Genomic DNA, 17,244 nt, shown 5'->3' on the forward strand with positions numbered 1-17,244 from the left:
TCCTACTGTTTAGCCATAAGCTCCGTATATTTTGCTGCATCTTTTGCATCCATTTTTTCTAAAATAGCTGCTAATTTATCTGGCTTTAAATTCGTTAAAATCCGCAGTGCTTCTGTATCACTCATATTGATTAACACAGGTGCCGCAGCTTTCGGCGACATCTTATCAAATGTTGATAAAATATCGTTAAAGTCACGCTTCACATCATCTTGTTCACGATTTAGTTTTTCAATTTCAAATTGAAGCTGTTCCTTTTCTGTCAGCAGCTTCTCTTTTTCAGTTATTGTTGAATCTAATTTTTTTTGAAGCTGGGTAATCTCTGCTTCTTTTTCTTGTACCTCTGCCTGTAAACTCACTATTTTAGAGTCGTTATTAACGACAGCATCCTTTGCTTGTTGCTCTTCTGAGGGAATAAAAGGTAAACTACCAATTGCCTTTTTTCCTAAATCAAAGACATTTGTATTCATTAATGTTGCCACAACAAGCAAAACCGCTACTACAAACATAATCGGCAGTACAATCCAAGTAAAAAACTTAAGAAAGCCCCCAGATTTTTTCTTTGGTTGCTCTTCTACTAACTCTGTTGCTAATCGATTGTCTTTCTTTGCCATGAAATCACCTGATTTCTTTCTTGTTATACGTTTGTAATGAAATTTCATCTAAAAAAAGGCTTTCTATACGATCTTGCTCTTGTTGGAAATGCTTAAAATCCTTTTCTCTCATTTTTTCAAATTTACGTACTTCCAAGTTTTTTTCTAATAGTTTTTCTTCGTGCCAATTCATCTTTGCACGAGCTTGTATCACTTTCTGTTGTACATCTGCAATTGTTTTTTCGAGACTATCAATGAAACGACTATAATGATGAATTTCATCTATGGATGAACCAACCATTAAACGCTCCTGCTGAAATGCAATTAAATCTTCTTTCTTTTTTAGCAAGTCATATAATTTTGTTGCTATTTCTTCAAAAGAACGGACAGATTCCTTATAAGCCATTTCGGTTTCGTTTTTTTCTTGTTCGCGAATAGTTAACACTTTTTCAAAACGATACACATAACTGACCATCTATTTCGCACCACCGTTCGATAATGTTATTAACTCATTGACACTTTCTTCTAGTGTCACTTTATCTAAGTAACCCTGTTTAAGATAAGCAGTAATGAGCGGTTCATAATGAATTGCTTCATCAATTTCTTTAGAGGTTCCTCTTTTATAAGCACCAATATTGATCAAATCCTCTGATTTGTCGTAAGTATAATAGAGTTCTCTTAATCGTTCAGCAGCTTTCTTATGAGTTGGCTCTGCAACATGATTCATCAAACGACTCACACTTTTCAAGACGTTTATGGCTGGATATTGCCCCTTGTTGGCAAGATTTCGATCCAATACAATATGACCATCTAATATCCCTCGCACAGTATCCGCAATTGGTTCATTCATATCGTCACCATCTACTAAAACAGTATAGAATGCTGTTATAGAACCCTTTTCATTGGTGCCTGTACGTTCTAGTAATTTAGGCAATATCGCAAAAACAGAAGGCGTATAACCTTTTTGTGCTGGTGGTTCTCCTGTGGCAAGTCCAATTTCACGTTGTGCCATAGCCACACGTGTCACGGAATCCATCATCAGCATGACATTTAAGCCTCGATTTCTAAAATATTCGGCGATTGCTGTAGCTGTAAATGCCCCTTTAATCCGCATTAATGCTGGTTGATCAGATGTGGCTGCAACAACAATCGATCGACTTAAGCCCTCAGCACCCAAATCACGTTCGATGAATTCCCGAACCTCACGACCACGCTCACCTATTAGCGCAATAACATTCAAATCTGCTTGTGTATTTCTTGCGATCATACCAAGTAAAGTACTTTTACCTACCCCAGAACCAGCGAAAATACCAACACGTTGTCCATTTCCAACTGTTAGCATACCGTCAATAGCCTTGACTCCCACTTCAAGCCTTTCATTAATTGGTGGACGAGTTAGTGGGTTTGGTGGATCTTGTTCTGTAGGGACTGTCATGAGACCTTTAGGTAATAGAGTGCCATCAATTGGATTCCCCATAGAATCCAATACTTTGCCGATTAACTCAGGACCCACTTTTACTTCCAGTGGAGCTCCCGTTCCTTCAACAAGGCAGCCAATAGATATTTCACGTAAGGAGGTAAAAGGCATCAAGACGACTATTTCATCTTTAAAACCAACGACCTCTGCTAAAATAATCTGGTGACCATGATTTACAGTTTCCACATGAATTTTACAGACATCACCTATAGAACTATCTGGACCTTGCGACTCAATCATTAAGCCAACAACTCTAGTAACCCTACCGAACTTTTTAAAAGTTGGGATATGCGGAATTTGTTCAATTAATTGAGCCGCTTTCATCAAGATCATTCCTTACTCTCTAATATTTCATGTAACTTTAATCTGAGAGCATTTAATTGCTCATCGATGCTAACCATAATTCTTCCATGATTTGTTTCAATATAGCAATCTGTCTCATTATCCAAATCTTCATTAACAAAAATCATTAATGGTACGTCTATTGGGAACATTTCTGCTAATTCATCTCGGTTGGTCGTAATTAAAGCATAATAAGCTGGCGAAACATAAATTTTAATTTCCTTCATTTCTCTTGCTTCTTTTAGCCCTCTACGCACAATCGATACAAATAGTTCGTTATCCTGTTCTAACGAAGTACCAATAATTCTTTCTGCAGCAGTTAAACCTAACTCTAAAATTACCGCTTCTTGATCTTCAATATATTTTTGAGCATTTTCTTTCGCTAACATCATTATTTCGTTCGCTGTTTGAAGTGACTGAGCCATTGCTTCAGTGGCCTTATTCATACCATCTTCATAGCCTTGTCCAAATCCCTCATCATAAGCTTCTTGAACACGATTGGGTCTCTCTTCCTCCCAATTTAGCTTTAAATGTTCAATTTCTTGAAAGTGCCTATGCTTTTCCTGTTCAAACATCTCTCGTTCAGCTTGCAAAGCAGTTCTAGCTTCAGTAAGTAAACGATCTCGCTCTGCCACGACTTCATCCAACGTTAATTGATGCTGAGGAGGTCCTTCTTCTTGGTATTCTTCCATCGCTTCAAACATATCACGGATTTGTATTTCTTTGACATTATCGCTATCAGACTTAGTGTAAATAGAACGGATGATTCTAGACAATGACGTCATCTCCTCCACCACGAGCAATAATAATCTCTCCAGCATCCTCTAGACGACGAATAACAGCAACAATTCGAGATTGTGCCTCCTCTACGTCACGTAAACGTACAGGTCCCATAATTTCCATTTCTTCTTTAAATGTTTCAGCCATACGTTGTGACATATTGCGGAATATAATATCTTTTACCTCTTCACTTGATACCTTCATTGAAAGCAGTAAGTCTTCGTTTTCACAATCACGAATAACACGCTGAATGGAACGATTGTCGAGTGTAACAATATCCTCGAACACAAACATACGTTTTTTGATTTCCTCTGCAAGTTCTGGGTCTTGTATTTCCAGTGCATCGAGTATTGTTTTTTCTGTTTGTCGATCTACTCCATTTAAAACTTCAACAACTGCATCAATACCACCAGTTTCTGTATAATCCTGCGTAACGGTTGATGATAATTTACGTTCTAACACAGATTCAATTTCGCTAATCACTTCTGGTGAAGTCGATTCCATGACCGCTATACGTTTAGCAATGTCAGCTTGTACTTCCTGTGGTAAAGAAGATAAAATAACCCCCGCTTGCCCTGCCTCTAAATAAGAGAGGATTAGGGCAATTGTTTGAGGATGTTCATTTTGGATAAAGTTAAAAATTTGCGCTGGATCAGCTCTTCTAGCAAAATCAAACGGGCGTACTTGTAATGAAGATGTTAGTCGATTAATGATTGTTTGTGCTTGTTCTACGCCAAGTGCTTTTTCTAATACTGTTTTTGCATAGCCAATACCACCTTGTGTGATATAGTCCTGCGCGAGTGCAATATTGTGAAATTCTTCAATAATCTCTTCTTTTACATTTGATTCTACTTTTTTAACACTTGAAATTTCTAATGTTAAACGTTCAATTTCTTCCTCTGTTAAGTGCTTATAGACAGAAGCTGAAACTTCAGGCCCTAATGAAATTAACAAGAGAGCGGCCTTTTGTTTTCCGGTTAATTCTTTATCTTTCTTGGACACAGCCGAACCTCCTAGTTAGTCTTCAGCAATCCAACTACGCAGTAACTTTGCAAAATCGTCTGGCTTTTCTTTGGCCATTTTTTCTAGCTGCTTACGACGCATTGTAGCTTCCGTTTCAATTTCTTCATTAATATCTTCAACCATTAATTCTTCTTGTTCTTCTAGGATACTTAACTCTTCCTCTTCCTTCGCACGTTTACGTGAACGGATAATGAAGAATGCTAGTAATAAGATAACAGCTAACAAAATACCTCCGATAACCCAAACCCACCATGGAATGATTGGTTTTTCATCAGCTACCTCTGTTGCCTTACCGTATAATGGTTGTACAGATACCGCCACTTTTTCATCGATCTGCTCTTGAGTAAGTTCTGCTGCTACGTCTTTGGAAATTGTTGTACGTACAATTGTACTTAAAATTTTCTCAATATCTTCTCGAACACCGTCTGGTAATGACGCTGCGTCAGTTGCTGTCGGTGGTTCAACAATTACTTGTATCCCAATATCCTGAATTTTATAAGGAGCTTCTTGAATATCCTTACGTATACGGTTCACATCATTATTAATCGTTTCTTCCGTACGTTCGTAATCACCATTTCCTGCTGTACCTTCATTATAAGTTGTGAAGTTATCAGTAGTTGTTTCAGCTTCAGGTGTTCCAGCAGCGGCAGCTGCTCCTGTACCAGAATATTGCTCTGTAATTCGCTGAGCACTTATGGCAATACCTTCCATATTTTCTTCATCAACAGGTGTCACAAGATTTTCTTCTCGATTTTCTTTCTTGAAATCAATATCCGTTGTGACAGAAACCATTACTTTATCTTGTCCCATCAACGTTCCAAGCATATTTTGTACTTGACGTTGTAGATCTCGTTCTACCAATTTCTTCATTTGTAATTGGCCTTCAGCTGTTGTTGTGGAAGTACCATCAGCTGTTGCTGCATTCAGATCAAAGTACTCTGAAAATTGGTTAGAGATCACGATATTTTCAGTTTTTAAATTCGGAATACTTTTTGACACTAAATTGTACATTGTAGTTATTTGCTGTTCCGTAAATTTATAGCCAGGATCAGTATTTAAAACGATAGATGCTGTTGCCTCTCCTTGAACATCCGTTACGAATACACCTTCCTCAGGAACAGTAATCATCACTTTTGCATCTTTTACACCTTCCAGATTTTTGAAAAGTTTAGCAATTTCAGTTTCAGTAGCTGCTTTTTTTAATAGGTTAAATTCATTATCAGTCATACCAAATCCTGAACTATTAGCAAATGAGTAATCGATTGATCCTGTTTGTGGATATCCCTCTGAAGCTAATTGCACTAATAAGGAGTCAACTTGCTCTTCTGGCACTAAAATAGATGTTCCACCTGGAGCAATTTGATAGGTCACACCTTGGGAATCTAGCGCTTCCTTTACCTGTCCAATTTCCCGTGTTGATAAATCTTTATAAAGTGGAACATATGTAGTTTTGGAAGCAAAAAATGTCACAATTGCTGCTAGTGCGATTACAACTACCACGGAGCCAATCATAACTATTTTTTGCTTTTTACTTCGACTTGTCCAAAATTGACTGGTGTCGTTTTTTATTTTTGTCAATCGTTCATTCATTATGAATCCTCCGGTTATAGTGAATAACCTAGCCATCAATAATTTGCGAACATAATGAGCCACTCTGATTTGTGGTTGTTAATTTATATTGAAAAGAGGTTTCTTATCTTTACAATAAAATTAAACACTCATGCGCATTATTTCTTGGTAAGCTTCAATCACCTTATTGCGAACTTCAATTGTTGCGTTTAGGGTAATGCTTGCCTTTTGCGAAGCAATCATCACTTCATGCAACTCCACATCTTCACCTTTAATTAGCTTCTGAGTAAATTTATCAGAAGTTATTTGTTGATCATTTACTTTTGCAATTGCTTCTTTTAACGAGTTCGCGAAGCTTTGTTGCGCTTCATAAGGTGTAGCATTCAGTTTATTCGTGTTATTTACAACCTGAGTAGGTGTCATTAGCGAAATGGACGAAATGGCCATGTATGTATCTTCCTTTCTACTTAAATTTATTTACCAATCTCTAAAGCCTTTGTAAGCATGGATTTATTCGCATTAAATACAGTTATATTCGCCTCATAAGAACGAGTAGCCGACATTAAATCAACCATTTCTTTTAATGGATCGACGTTAGGCATGTTTACATAACCATCTGCATTCGCATCTGGATGAGTTGGGTCATATACAAGTTTGAAAGGTGTTTCTTGATCTTCTGAGATTCGAGTAATTTTCACACCATTACCAACACCACTTTTTGCATTTTTACCTAGTGCTATATTCAAAAAATTAGAAAATTGTCCTTCTTGAGCTGACAGCGTCACGGACTTACGTCGATATGGTTCCCATTCCCCATTCACTTGACGAGCGCGAGTTGTATCCATGTTAGCCATATTAGAAGAAATAACGTCCATACGTAAACGCTGCGCTGTTAATGCGGAGGCAGTGGTATTCATCCCATGAAAAATAGACATCTATTACTTACCTCCTTTAATAACAGTATTCAATGTGTTTAATTTCCCATTAACACGATCGATTAGAGCATTATAATAAATTTGATTCTCTGCTAATTTCGCTTGCTCAGCATCCATATCTACAGCATTGCCATTGTTTCTATATCGCAAGTTCTCAACAATATTGACACCTGGTGTAGATTGTCGAAACGTGAAATCATAATGTCTATTATCAGTGCGGTATGCAGAAATAGCTATGCTCTTCTGCTCTTCCAACATATCCTTAAAACTAACATTTTTCGCCTTATAATTAGGTGTATCGACATTCGCGATATTATTTGCGATTGTTTTATGATTTAAAGTGGCATAGGAAAGTCCATTTTCCAGGCTACTAATAGTTCCTCCAAATAAATTCAAAACTGTTCACCTCATTTTATTTAAAATCTATGTACTTGTTAATTTATCCAATAATACAATTGTAATTAAGATGATACCTAGTGTCTATTGTCTTTTGTCACTTTTTAATAGTCTATACGCCCTATTTTTTCTCCCTCTCAACCATGACAAAACTTCCCCATCCTTTGCGTCTCTAGGCTTCAGTAAAGATTAATAATCATCTAGTTATTTTACACCATTTCGACAGTGTTTACGATTTTATTGTGAAAAATGCCTTTTTATGAGGTTTATCGCCTTTTTTAATCCTTTTAAATAAAGGTCCCTTTTTACTAGTTTAATCACTATGGGAGTATTTTTTATACAGTGACTATAAGTTTATTCACCATTATTCAAAAGTAACATATCAGCATTTTTTATATGCTAATTGTAGTGACAAATTATCGAACATTTTTAGGATAAAAGCAACGAAATCCATGTTTTTATATTAATTCTCTAAAAAACAAATGCCCTAAAATTTCGAAAATACACAAAAAAGCGTCTATATTTACCATAGACACCATCATTGTTTTGAAAAACAATACATTTTATGAAAGATGAAAACGGCTTTCATTCCACACTACCTGCTTGCCACTATACTTCTCTCTCACTCAGTTTAAAGTACAAAACTACCGCTCTGTTTAAGGTCTCCCCTTTCTCACAGGGGAATCAATTAGCCTTCTACTCCACCGTTCTACATTAAAAGCAAAAATTACAATCACTAGTCTTAAAAGTCACTTTTCCTCATGTTCGACTAACGGATTCATTGTACGCTCCTCTTGATTGGACGATGACGAAACCTAAAGCACCCCTCACCTTTCTAAAAGGTCTTTTTCAATATTATCTTTTTCAACAACATAAAAAGCGTCTATGTTTACCATAGACGCTCAGACTGTAGACAAAAGCCCATCGAGAAGTTCACTTTCGATGGGCTTTTGTCATTTTTCTTCCTATTTTATCTTTAACATTTGGTAATATACTACCAAATTCAACATACTCTTCGAGCATAGATACCTTCTTAAGCTGCCTGCCACGTCCAAGTAGCCAGTTTCTTTAAATTCATGGCAGCAAAAGTAAGCATCGCCTGCATGGACAATTTTTTCAGACCTCTTAAGGTTGTCCATCGCATACCATGCTTTTCTTTTGCATCGGCAAAGACACGCTCAATCGTTTCTTTGCGCTTTGCATAAATTTGTTTGATGTCATAGGAATGGCGTAAATGTTCAGCTTCCTCCACATACGACTCCCAGATATGGCGTTGAATGAGTTTTTGATGATGCTTACTTTCTGTACATTGGGAAAGGCTTGGACACTTCGCACAAATCAAAGGATTCGATTTATATTGCCGATATCCTTCTTTCGTCGTAGTTGCATACTTCAATATCTGCCCTTGTGGGCAAAGATAACAATTATAATGCTCGTCATATATATACTCATGCTTTCGGAAGAATCCATCTTTTGTTTTAGGTCGTGTATACGGAAGAACAGGCAACATTTGATTCTCTAATAAAAAGTTCGTAATCGCTGGTGTTTTATAGGCTGCATCTGCCGCAACAGCGATTGGTTTTTGAACGTTTTGAATGACTCTTTCAACAAGTGGCTGCAATACATGGCTATCGTGCACATTTCCCGGAGTCACAATGGCACCTAAGACAAAGCCCTTTTCATCTGTCGCTGCATGAAAAGAATACGCAAACTGTTTCGTACGTTCATCCTTCACGTAATATCCACTTTCAGGATCTGTCGTGCTTTCCTTTATTTCTTTCCATTCTTCTTTTTCAAATTTCTCCGGGGAAAAGGGCTTTTTTCCGTGTTCCTCACGATCAATATTTAACTCTAATTGAAGTTTCTCTTCATAAGCCCGTGTTTCTTTTCGCACAACTTTTTTATCATACTTTCGTTTATTCGCACTCGCTTTCACATGCGTAGAATCGATAAATAAATGGTCTGCATGGAGGAGTCCTTGATGCATAATCTCTTTTAATATACGATAGAATATCTGCTCAAATATATCAGTGTCTTGAAAGCGACGGACATAATTTTTACCGAAGGTAGAGAAATGCGGGACTTCTGTCTGGAAGCCAAATCCTAAAAACCAACGATACGCCATATTCGTTTCAATTTCTTTGATGGTTTGACGCATGGACCGTATACCAAAAACGTACTGAATAAACGTCATTTTAAAGAGAACAACAGGATCAATACTAGGGCGTCCTTTGGCAGAGTAGAGGTTTTCTACTAAAGGATAGATAAATGAAAAATCAATAGCCGCCTCTAGTTTTCGTACTAAATGATCTTGGGGAACTAATTGATCAATCGTTAGCATTTCTAATTGTTCACGTTCATTGATTTGATTTTTCGTCATCATGGTTGATCACCTCGAAAGTGTACTTTTTATCAATAGATGAATAAGGAATTATTTATGTAGAAGTTGATTGGAACGAAGGGTGGCGACTCCTGCGGGAAAAGCGGGAAAGTCGAGATCCTGGACTGAGCGAAGCGAGGGAAGCAGCTCGACCCCGCCCGCGGAAAGCGTCCGCCCGTAGTGGAAATCAACGGCTTTACTTTATTTTATTGTAAAAGAAAAAAGACTGTAGGCAAACTCAAAATTCATTGAGTTTGTCTACAGTCTGAGCGTCTATGTTTACCATAGACGCTTTCATTAGCTTATTAAAAGAAGTATTTATTTCATTTTAATTTCTGCTAAAGCATTTAAGAATTTATCGTTTAGTACTTTAATATAAGTACCTTTCATACCTAAAGAACGAGATTCAATGACACCTGCTGATTCAAGTTTACGTAATGCATTTACGATCACCGAGCGTGTAATACCCACTCGATCAGCAATTTTAGAAGCAACTAGTAAGCCTTCATTACCATCAAGTTCTTCGAAAATGTGTTCAATTGCCTCTAACTCACTGTACGAAAGTGAATTAATAGCCATTTGCACGACAGCTTTGCTACGAGCTTCTTCTTCAATTTCTTCCGACTTTTCACGTAAAATTTCCATACCAACCACTGTTGCACCATACTCAGCTAAAATTAGATCATCATCTTCAAATTGTGAAGATAAACGAGCAAGGATTAATGTTCCTAAACGCTCACCACCACCAACGATTGGTACAATTGTTGTTAAAGCATTTTGGAATAAATCTTTATTTTCTACCGGGAAAGCAGTATGTTCATTATTAATATCTAAATTTGATGATGTTTCAGAGATCGTAAATAAGCTATGTGTATATTCTTCTGGGAACTGTCTCTCTTCGAACATTTTTTTCATACGTTCATTTTCAATTTGTTGGTGAATTGAAATACCTAATAATTTACCTTTACGACTTAAAATATAGACATTACTATCGATAATATCGCCTAATGTATCGGCCATTTCCTTAAAGTTTACTGGCTTACCAGCAGAAGCTTGAAGCATCGAGTTAATTTTACGTGTTTTTTCTAATAAATTCATTATATGTTCCTCCTATAAATAATCCGAAGAGTATTTACTAAATATTCTAAAGGTTTTTATTATTGAATGATACTAATCAGCTTTATCTTACAGTATAAACTGTGACAAATCTTTGTTTTTTACTATTCCCGCAAGTTTTTGATCCACATACGCCGCATTGATTGGGATACTGGCAGGCGCAATTTCAGATGCCTCAAACGATAGTTCTTCCAGTAAACGTTCTAATATCGTGTGTAAACGACGAGCTCCGATATTGTCTGTTTCCTGATTCACTTCAGTTGCTATCTCAGCAATTCGTTCAATAGCATCTGTCGTGAAATGAATTTCTACGCCTTCTGTCTCTAAAAGTGCTTTATATTGCAAAATTAATGATTGATCTGGTTCTTGTAAAATACGAACAAAATCCTGTTTTGTTAATTTTTCTAGCTCTACTCGAATTGGGAAACGGCCTTGTAACTCGGGAATTAGGTCTGATGGTTTTGACATATGAAATGCCCCAGCAGCAACAAACAGCATATAATCCGTTTTCACTGCACCATACTTTGTTGTAACCGTAGAACCTTCTACAATTGGTAAAATGTCACGTTGAACTCCTTCACGGGAGACATTCGCCGAAGTATTTCCTTCTTTACTAGCAATTTTATCGATTTCGTCAATAAAAATGATACCCGTTTGCTCAGCTCTATTAATGGCTTCCTGTGCTACTTCATCAGCATCTATCAGCTTATTTGCTTCTTCTATTGTTAAAATACGACGCGCGTCTTTTACTTGCACACGGCGTTTTTTCTGTTTTTTAGGCATTAAACTAGAGAGCATATCCTGCATACCACCATTCGCAGACATATCCATCCCAGTTCCTTGTAACGCATCAAAAATGGATGGATTTTGTTCTGTTACCTCTACAGTAACCCACTCATTTTCTAACTTACCATTGCGTAAATCAATGGCAATTTGAGCACGCTTCGAGCGAACTTCTCCATCATCTGCTGATGAATCATCATTTGTTGGTTGTTCTTTCCCACCAAATAGCATTTCAAACGGATTTTGCATCGCCTGTTTTTTACGTAAAGAAGGCACCAAAAGTTTCACGATTGCTTCATTTGCTAATTCTTCTGCTTGTTCCTTGACAGACTCCATCATTTCTTCTTTAACTAGACGGTGAGAAGCTTCTACCAAGTCACGGACCATTGATTCAACATCTCTACCCACATAGCCTACTTCGGTAAACTTTGTCGCTTCAACTTTTACAAAAGGTGCATTGGTAAGCTTTGCAATCCTTCTGGCTATTTCTGTTTTGCCGACACCAGTTGGCCCAATCATCAAAATATTTTTTGGAATAACTTCAGCCTTCATATCTTCATTTAACAACGAACGACGATAGCGGTTTCGTAACGCAATTGCTACTGCTCGCTTAGCTTCATTCTGCCCAACAATGTAACGATCTAAATGCTCAGTAATTTGTCTTGGCGTTAAATTTTTTTGTGTCATTAGTTCAGCGCCTCCACGATAATATTATGATTTGTAAATACACAGATTTCAGCAGCTGTTTCTAATGCCGCTTCAGCTATTTCACGAGCAGTCATTGTTTCACCTGCATATTTTTTTAATGCTCTACCTGCAGACAATGCATAATTGCCTCCAGAGCCAATGGCCAAAATGCCATCATCAGGTTCAATCACTTCTCCTGTACCCGAAACGAGTAATAAAGTCGTTTTATCCATTACTAGTAGCATTGCTTCTAGCTGGCGCAGCATTTTATCACCACGCCATTGCTTCGCTACCTCAACGGCTGCCCGTTGCAAATTACCGTTATACTCATTTAATTTGCCTTCAAACATTTCAAAAAGTGTAAAGGCATCAGCAACTGAACCTGCAAAACCAGCGAGGACCTGCCCATTAAACAGACGTCTGACCTTCCTTGCTGTACCCTTCATCACAACTGCATTTCCCAATGTTACTTGACCATCACCAGCCATAGCACAGCCTCCGTTATGATGAACCGCAAATATCGTTGTTGCATGAATTTGTCCCATCTGCCTTCCTCCTTAGCTCTATTATGCCCTTGGATGAGCATTCATATATGTTTGACGAAGATGCTCTTTTGTTACATGTGTGTAAACTTGTGTAGAAGATAAATGTGAGTGACCTAATAACTCCTGCACCGTCCGTAAATCTGCGCCATTATTCAATAAATGAGTAGCAAAAGTATGGCGAAGCATGTGTGGGTAAATTTTCGTATGGAGTGAGGCCTTATCAATCATTTCGTTTAAAATATGACGTACCCCTCTAGGAGTAAGTTCCCCACCACGCATATTGACAAACAACTGCAGATGATTCGTTTTTTTCATCAATCGTGGACGAGCTTGCTCTATGTAGTCCTGCATTGCTAAACTCGCAAATTGACCAAATGGAATGATTCGTTCTTTTCGACCTTTTCCCATTACTCGTATAATCGAATAATGAAAATCTACATCCTCTACTTGAATTGAAGTCAGTTCACTCACACGAATACCTGTTGCATATAACAGCTCTAATATAGCTATATTTCTTAATGATTTCAAATCATCACCAGTATTCGCATCAAATAACTGTTTCAATTCCTCTTCGTAGAAAAAATTAGGTAAACGTGATTCTTTTTTTGGATGATAAAGCGAACGAAAGGCTCCGTCATCTAATCCGTACTGTCTATTTAGAAAGCGAAAAAAGGAGCGTATTGAGGAAATTTTCCTTGAAATAGAAGCCCTTGCCCTTTTCTCATCGTACAACTTTGTTACATAAAGACGTGCATGTATATATTCAACACTTGCTAAATCATCGATTCCCTCCGTTTGTAAAAAGGTTAAAAAATCTAGCAGGTCTGATTCATATTCTCGCACTGTATGAACAGAGAAGTTCTTTTCAACTTGGATGTAAAGCATGAACTGTTCGAGTGCATCTTGGGACGAAACTAACACAGAAAGATTCACCACCAATAATTTATTAATAATTTTCTTAAATGACTGACACTTGTAATATAACGGATATACAATCCTTTGTCATCTCTTACAAGTTTGTATCGTTTTCCTGATCATTAATAAACATACATATTGACACTAAACCTATCTTCATAATATAGCAAGTGTAAATAGTTATATTTTGAGAAAAACTCCATACAAAATAATAAAATACGTCTAATTAAGCATTTTGTCTACAAAAAGAAAAAGCCTCTAAGAGTATAACAACTTTTAGAGGCTTTTGGCAATTAAATTGTTTGTGAATTCACAAAATTTCGAATTGTGCTTATTGCGCGTGTTGCATGCATTTCCGCACGCTCTGGCTTAGAACGACGCCCAGGTGGTAAGTCAGGGAAGATGCCGAAGTTTACATTCATAGGCTGGAAGTTTTTCGACTGTGCTTCTGTTATATAACGCGCCATGCTTCCTAATGCCGTTTCGAATGGGAAAATAATTGGTTCTTGTCCTAATGCTAAACGAGCTGCATTTATTCCTGCAATTAATCCACTACCTGCTGATTCAACATAGCCTTCTACACCAGTCATCTGACCTGCAAAGAAAATATTCTTTTGCTCACGAAGTTGATATGTTTTTTCTAAAACTTTCGGTGAATTAATGAAGGTGTTTCTGTGCATGACGCCATAGCGAACAATTTCTACATTCTCTAACCCAGGAATGAGCTGTAGCACTTCCTTTTGTGGCCCCCATTTTAAATGCGTTTGGAAGCCTACAATGTTGTAAAGCGTGCCTGCTGCATCGTCTTGACGAAGTTGAACAACTGCATATGGACGTTTTCCTGTTTTTGGATCCTCAAGACCTACTGGCTTCATCGGACCAAATAACATAGTTTTCTCTCCACGAGCTGCCATGACTTCAATTGGCATACAACCTTCAAAGTAAATTTCTTTTTCAAATTCCTTCAATGGTACAACTTCAGCTTCGATTAATGCTTGGCGGAAACGATCGAATTCTTCCTTTGTCATAGGACAGTTTAAATAAGCCGCTTCCCCTTTATCATAACGAGATTTTAAATAAACTTTATTCATATCAATACTATCTTTTTCGATAATAGGTGCTGCTGCATCGTAAAAGTATAAATAATCTAAACCCGTTAAACCTTGAATTTTTTCAGCTAAAGCTTTTGAAGTTAATGGTCCTGTTGCAATAACTGTAATACCTTCTGGAATTTCTGTGACTTCTTCATGAATAACCTCCACTAGTGGATGGTTTTTCACAGTTTCAGTTACATACCCTGCAAATTCGTGACGATCTACTGCTAAGGCACCTCCAGCAGGTACTGAACATTGGTCTGCTGCCTTTAAGATAACAGAATCTAACATACGCATTTCTTCTTTTATAACGCCTACAGCATTTGTTAACCCGTTTGCCCGCAATGAGTTAGAACAAACAAGCTCAGCAAATTTATCAGTATGGTGCGCTGGTGTCTGCTTTACTGGACGCATTTCATAAAGTTTAACTTTTATACCCCGCTTAGCAATTTGCCAAGCTGCCTCACTACCTGCCAGCCCTGCTCCAATTACATTTACTACTTGTTCAGTCATGTTTCTTACCATCTTCCTATCATTGAGTTGGTGCTTCTTCATAGTCACACTTCGTACATTGAATTTGCACACCTTTTTTTATCTTTTTCTCTACTAATAATGCACTACATTTTGGACATGGTCTATTAATCGGCTTGTCCCATGAGACAAATTCACATTCAGGATACTGATTGCAACCATAGAATAGACGCTTTGTTTTACTTTTTCGCTCCACAATTTCGCCCGTTTCACAGGAAGGACATTTCACACCAATAGGCTTCATAATCGCTTTTGTATTTCTACAATCCGGGAAATTAGAACAAGCCATAAATTTGCCATATCGTCCAAGCTTAAAGACCATTGGAGATCCACAAAGCTCACAGTCTTCTCCTGCAGGCTCATCTTTAATGACAACCTTTTCCATAGCTTCATCCGCATGTTTTACATGGACTTCAAAGTCTTTGTAAAATTCCTCCACAACTTTTTTCCATTGTCGATTGCCTTCTTCAATATCATCTAAATCTTGTTCCATTTGTGCTGTGAATTCGATGTTTATGATATCTGGGAAAAATTCTAGTACGAGTTGGTGTACGATCTCTCCTAGCTCTGTTGGCATAAAGCGTTTAGCATCTAATACAACATAGCCACGGCGCTGAATTGTATCGAGGGTCGGTGCATATGTGGACGGGCGCCCAATTCCTAGTTCTTCCATTGTTTTAACAAGTCGCGCCTCAGAATAACGTGGTGGTGGCTGTGTAAAATGTTGTTTAGGCTCGATTTCAAGCGATTTTACTTGATCACCAATTTCCATCTCAGGTAAAAGTTTTGTCGTCTCTTCAGTTTGATCATCAGTACCTTCAATATATAGTTTCATAAAGCCTGCGAATTTAACTTGTGAGCCATTTGCACGGAATAAAACATCACCATTTTGAAGATCTACAGCTACAGTATCAAGTACTGCCGGTGCCATTTGACTCGCAATAAAGCGCTCCCAAATTAAGCGATATAAGCGTAACTGATCACGGCTAAGTACCGCCTTTAATTCATCTGGTGTCCGCATTGTACTTGTTGGACGTATTGCTTCGTGCGCATCCTGTGCATTTGAAGCTTTCTTTGTTTGTTTTATTTCTGTTGCAATGTATTCTTTTCCATATTTATCCTCAATGTACGTAACCGCTTCTGCTTTTGCCGTATCAGAAATACGTGTGGAATCGGTACGCATATAAGTAATTAACCCGACTGTCCCCTCTTTTTTTCCAATATCTATACCTTCGTATAATTGCTGAGCTAGCATCATGGTCTTCTTAGCACGGAAATTTAATTTTCGTGCAGCTTCTTGCTGTAAAGATGATGTTGTAAAGGCTGGTGCAGCATTACGCTTACGTTCCTTTTTCGTTACATTGACAACATCAAAGTTTGTTCCTTTAACATCTTTTAAGATTGCCTTTACTTGTGCTTCATTTGTTAATTTTATTTTGTCTTTACCATTTCCATAGTAAAGGGCATCAAATGATTTTTTTCCCTTTTCAAACGTTCCTTCAATTGTCCAATATTCTTCAGGTTGGAAGTTTTTAATTTCATTTTCACGATCAATGATCATGCGTAGTGCTACAGATTGTACCCGACCCGCTGATAAACCTTTTTTTACCTTTTTCCATAGAATTGGGCTAATGTTATAGCCAACAAGTCGATCCAATATACGTCTTGTTTGCTGCGCATCTACTAAATCCATGTTAATTGGACGTGGGTTTTTAAAAGACTCTATAATTGCATCTTTAGTAATTTCATTAAATACAACACGACAATCTGAGTGAATATCAATATTTAATGCAGTCGCAAGGTGCCAAGCAATTGCTTCTCCCTCGCGGTCTGGATCGGCCGCTAGATAAACTTTCTTTACTTTTTTAGCAGCAGACTTTAATTCCTGTAACACAGGTCCTTTACCACGTATCGTAATATATTTAGGCTCGAAATTATTTTCCGCGCTAACGCCCATCTGACTACGTGGAAGATCCCGTACGTGTCCAACCGACGCTTTCACTTTATATTTCTTTCCTAAATACCGTTCAATTGTTTTTGCTTTTGCTGGTGATTCTACAATCACTAAATAATCCGCCATC

The 17,244-nt window shown here is 37.5% G+C and carries 16 protein-coding genes; all 16 read right to left on the reverse strand.

Annotation, left to right across the window (positions count from 1 at the left end; translation table 11 throughout):
* Window positions 1-2: 2 nt before the first annotated feature.
* Complete coding sequence (locus tag ACHZEU_RS08510) at window positions 3-611, reverse strand: MotE family protein (protein ID WP_009371153.1); 609 nt, start codon at window positions 609-611, stop codon at window positions 3-5.
* Window positions 612-615: 4 nt separating this feature from the next.
* Window positions 616-1,065 (reverse strand): flagellar export protein FliJ, encoded by a 450-nt coding sequence (gene fliJ / locus ACHZEU_RS08515; RefSeq protein ID WP_048391613.1) that lies wholly within the window; start codon window positions 1,063-1,065, stop codon window positions 616-618.
* Window positions 1,066-2,391 carry a flagellar protein export ATPase FliI gene (gene fliI / locus ACHZEU_RS08520; RefSeq protein ID WP_066037836.1) on the reverse strand — a complete coding sequence of 442 codons (1,326 nt, stop codon included), beginning with the start codon at window positions 2,389-2,391 and terminating at the stop codon, window positions 1,066-1,068.
* Between the two features lie 5 nt (window positions 2,392-2,396).
* Entirely contained in the window at window positions 2,397-3,185 is a 789-nt protein-coding gene (fliH, locus tag ACHZEU_RS08525; protein ID WP_066037815.1) for a flagellar assembly protein FliH, read from the reverse strand.
* Window positions 3,178-4,191 (reverse strand): flagellar motor switch protein FliG, encoded by a 1,014-nt coding sequence (gene fliG, locus ACHZEU_RS08530; RefSeq protein ID WP_008180783.1) that lies wholly within the window; start codon window positions 4,189-4,191, stop codon window positions 3,178-3,180. Before fliG ends, fliH begins: the two co-directional genes overlap by 8 nt.
* A gap of 15 nt (window positions 4,192-4,206) precedes the next feature.
* The gene (fliF, locus tag ACHZEU_RS08535; RefSeq protein ID WP_279494188.1) at window positions 4,207-5,802 is read right to left on the reverse strand and encodes a flagellar basal-body MS-ring/collar protein FliF; all 1,596 of its coding nucleotides are present in this window, start codon (window positions 5,800-5,802) and stop codon (window positions 4,207-4,209) included.
* A gap of 120 nt (window positions 5,803-5,922) precedes the next feature.
* Window positions 5,923-6,228 (reverse strand): flagellar hook-basal body complex protein FliE, encoded by a 306-nt coding sequence (fliE, locus tag ACHZEU_RS08540; protein WP_004269303.1) that lies wholly within the window; start codon window positions 6,226-6,228, stop codon window positions 5,923-5,925.
* 26 nt (window positions 6,229-6,254) lie between these two features.
* On the reverse strand, window positions 6,255-6,716 hold the full coding sequence (gene flgC, locus ACHZEU_RS08545; RefSeq protein WP_054550512.1) for a flagellar basal body rod protein FlgC: 462 nt from the start codon (window positions 6,714-6,716) through the stop codon (window positions 6,255-6,257).
* A 3-nt stretch (window positions 6,717-6,719) separates the two neighbouring features.
* Window positions 6,720-7,112 carry a flagellar basal body rod protein FlgB gene (gene flgB / locus ACHZEU_RS08550; RefSeq protein ID WP_048391621.1) on the reverse strand — a complete coding sequence of 131 codons (393 nt, stop codon included), beginning with the start codon at window positions 7,110-7,112 and terminating at the stop codon, window positions 6,720-6,722.
* 1,033 nt (window positions 7,113-8,145) lie between these two features.
* Entirely contained in the window at window positions 8,146-9,495 is a 1,350-nt protein-coding gene (locus ACHZEU_RS08555) for an IS1182 family transposase (RefSeq protein WP_279494186.1), read from the reverse strand.
* 315 nt (window positions 9,496-9,810) lie between these two features.
* The gene (gene codY, locus ACHZEU_RS08560; protein ID WP_004229266.1) at window positions 9,811-10,590 is read right to left on the reverse strand and encodes a GTP-sensing pleiotropic transcriptional regulator CodY; all 780 of its coding nucleotides are present in this window, start codon (window positions 10,588-10,590) and stop codon (window positions 9,811-9,813) included.
* 87 nt (window positions 10,591-10,677) lie between these two features.
* Window positions 10,678-12,078, reverse strand: coding sequence for an ATP-dependent protease ATPase subunit HslU (hslU, locus tag ACHZEU_RS08565; RefSeq protein WP_279494185.1), 1,401 nt, complete (start codon window positions 12,076-12,078; stop codon window positions 10,678-10,680).
* Window positions 12,078-12,623, reverse strand: a complete 546-nt coding sequence (hslV, locus tag ACHZEU_RS08570; protein ID WP_004229270.1) for an ATP-dependent protease subunit HslV — start codon at window positions 12,621-12,623, stop codon at window positions 12,078-12,080. The genes hslU and hslV overlap by 1 nt, the downstream gene beginning before the upstream one ends.
* A 21-nt stretch (window positions 12,624-12,644) precedes the next feature.
* Window positions 12,645-13,544, reverse strand: a complete 900-nt coding sequence (xerC, locus tag ACHZEU_RS08575; protein WP_004229272.1) for a tyrosine recombinase XerC — start codon at window positions 13,542-13,544, stop codon at window positions 12,645-12,647.
* A 287-nt stretch (window positions 13,545-13,831) separates the two neighbouring features.
* On the reverse strand, window positions 13,832-15,145 hold the full coding sequence (trmFO, locus tag ACHZEU_RS08580) for an FADH(2)-oxidizing methylenetetrahydrofolate--tRNA-(uracil(54)-C(5))-methyltransferase TrmFO (RefSeq protein WP_016994086.1): 1,314 nt from the start codon (window positions 15,143-15,145) through the stop codon (window positions 13,832-13,834).
* 19 nt (window positions 15,146-15,164) lie between these two features.
* Window positions 15,165-17,243 (reverse strand): type I DNA topoisomerase, encoded by a 2,079-nt coding sequence (topA, locus tag ACHZEU_RS08585; RefSeq protein WP_279494181.1) that lies wholly within the window; start codon window positions 17,241-17,243, stop codon window positions 15,165-15,167.
* Between the last annotated feature and the right edge of the window lies 1 nt (window position 17,244).

This window comes from Lysinibacillus sp. S1, assembly GCF_044986265.1.
GTDB classification, from domain to species: domain Bacteria; phylum Bacillota; class Bacilli; order Bacillales_A; family Planococcaceae; genus Lysinibacillus; species Lysinibacillus capsici.

Excerpts from the sequence above, each read along its gene's own strand:
- ACHZEU_RS08510 (WP_009371153.1), bottom strand. The coding sequence starts at position 611 with ATGGCAAAGAAAGACAATCGATTAGCAACAGAGTTAGTAGAAGAGCAA.
- fliJ (WP_048391613.1), bottom strand. The coding sequence starts at position 1,065 with ATGGTCAGTTATGTGTATCGTTTTGAAAAAGTGTTAACTATTCGCGAA.
- fliI (WP_066037836.1), bottom strand. The coding sequence starts at position 2,391 with ATGAAAGCGGCTCAATTAATTGAACAAATTCCGCATATCCCAACTTTT.
- fliF (WP_279494188.1), bottom strand. The coding sequence starts at position 5,802 with ATGAATGAACGATTGACAAAAATAAAAAACGACACCAGTCAATTTTGG.
- fliE (WP_004269303.1), bottom strand. The coding sequence starts at position 6,228 with ATGGCCATTTCGTCCATTTCGCTAATGACACCTACTCAGGTTGTAAAT.
- flgC (WP_054550512.1), bottom strand. The coding sequence starts at position 6,716 with ATGTCTATTTTTCATGGGATGAATACCACTGCCTCCGCATTAACAGCG.
- ACHZEU_RS08555 (WP_279494186.1), bottom strand. The coding sequence starts at position 9,495 with ATGATGACGAAAAATCAAATCAATGAACGTGAACAATTAGAAATGCTA.
- codY (WP_004229266.1), bottom strand. The coding sequence starts at position 10,590 with ATGAATTTATTAGAAAAAACACGTAAAATTAACTCGATGCTTCAAGCT.
- hslU (WP_279494185.1), bottom strand. The coding sequence starts at position 12,078 with ATGACACAAAAAAATTTAACGCCAAGACAAATTACTGAGCATTTAGAT.
- hslV (WP_004229270.1), bottom strand. The coding sequence starts at position 12,623 with ATGGGACAAATTCATGCAACAACGATATTTGCGGTTCATCATAACGGA.
- trmFO (WP_016994086.1), bottom strand. The coding sequence starts at position 15,145 with ATGACTGAACAAGTAGTAAATGTAATTGGAGCAGGGCTGGCAGGTAGT.
- topA (WP_279494181.1), bottom strand. The coding sequence starts at position 17,243 with ATGGCGGATTATTTAGTGATTGTAGAATCACCAGCAAAAGCAAAAACA.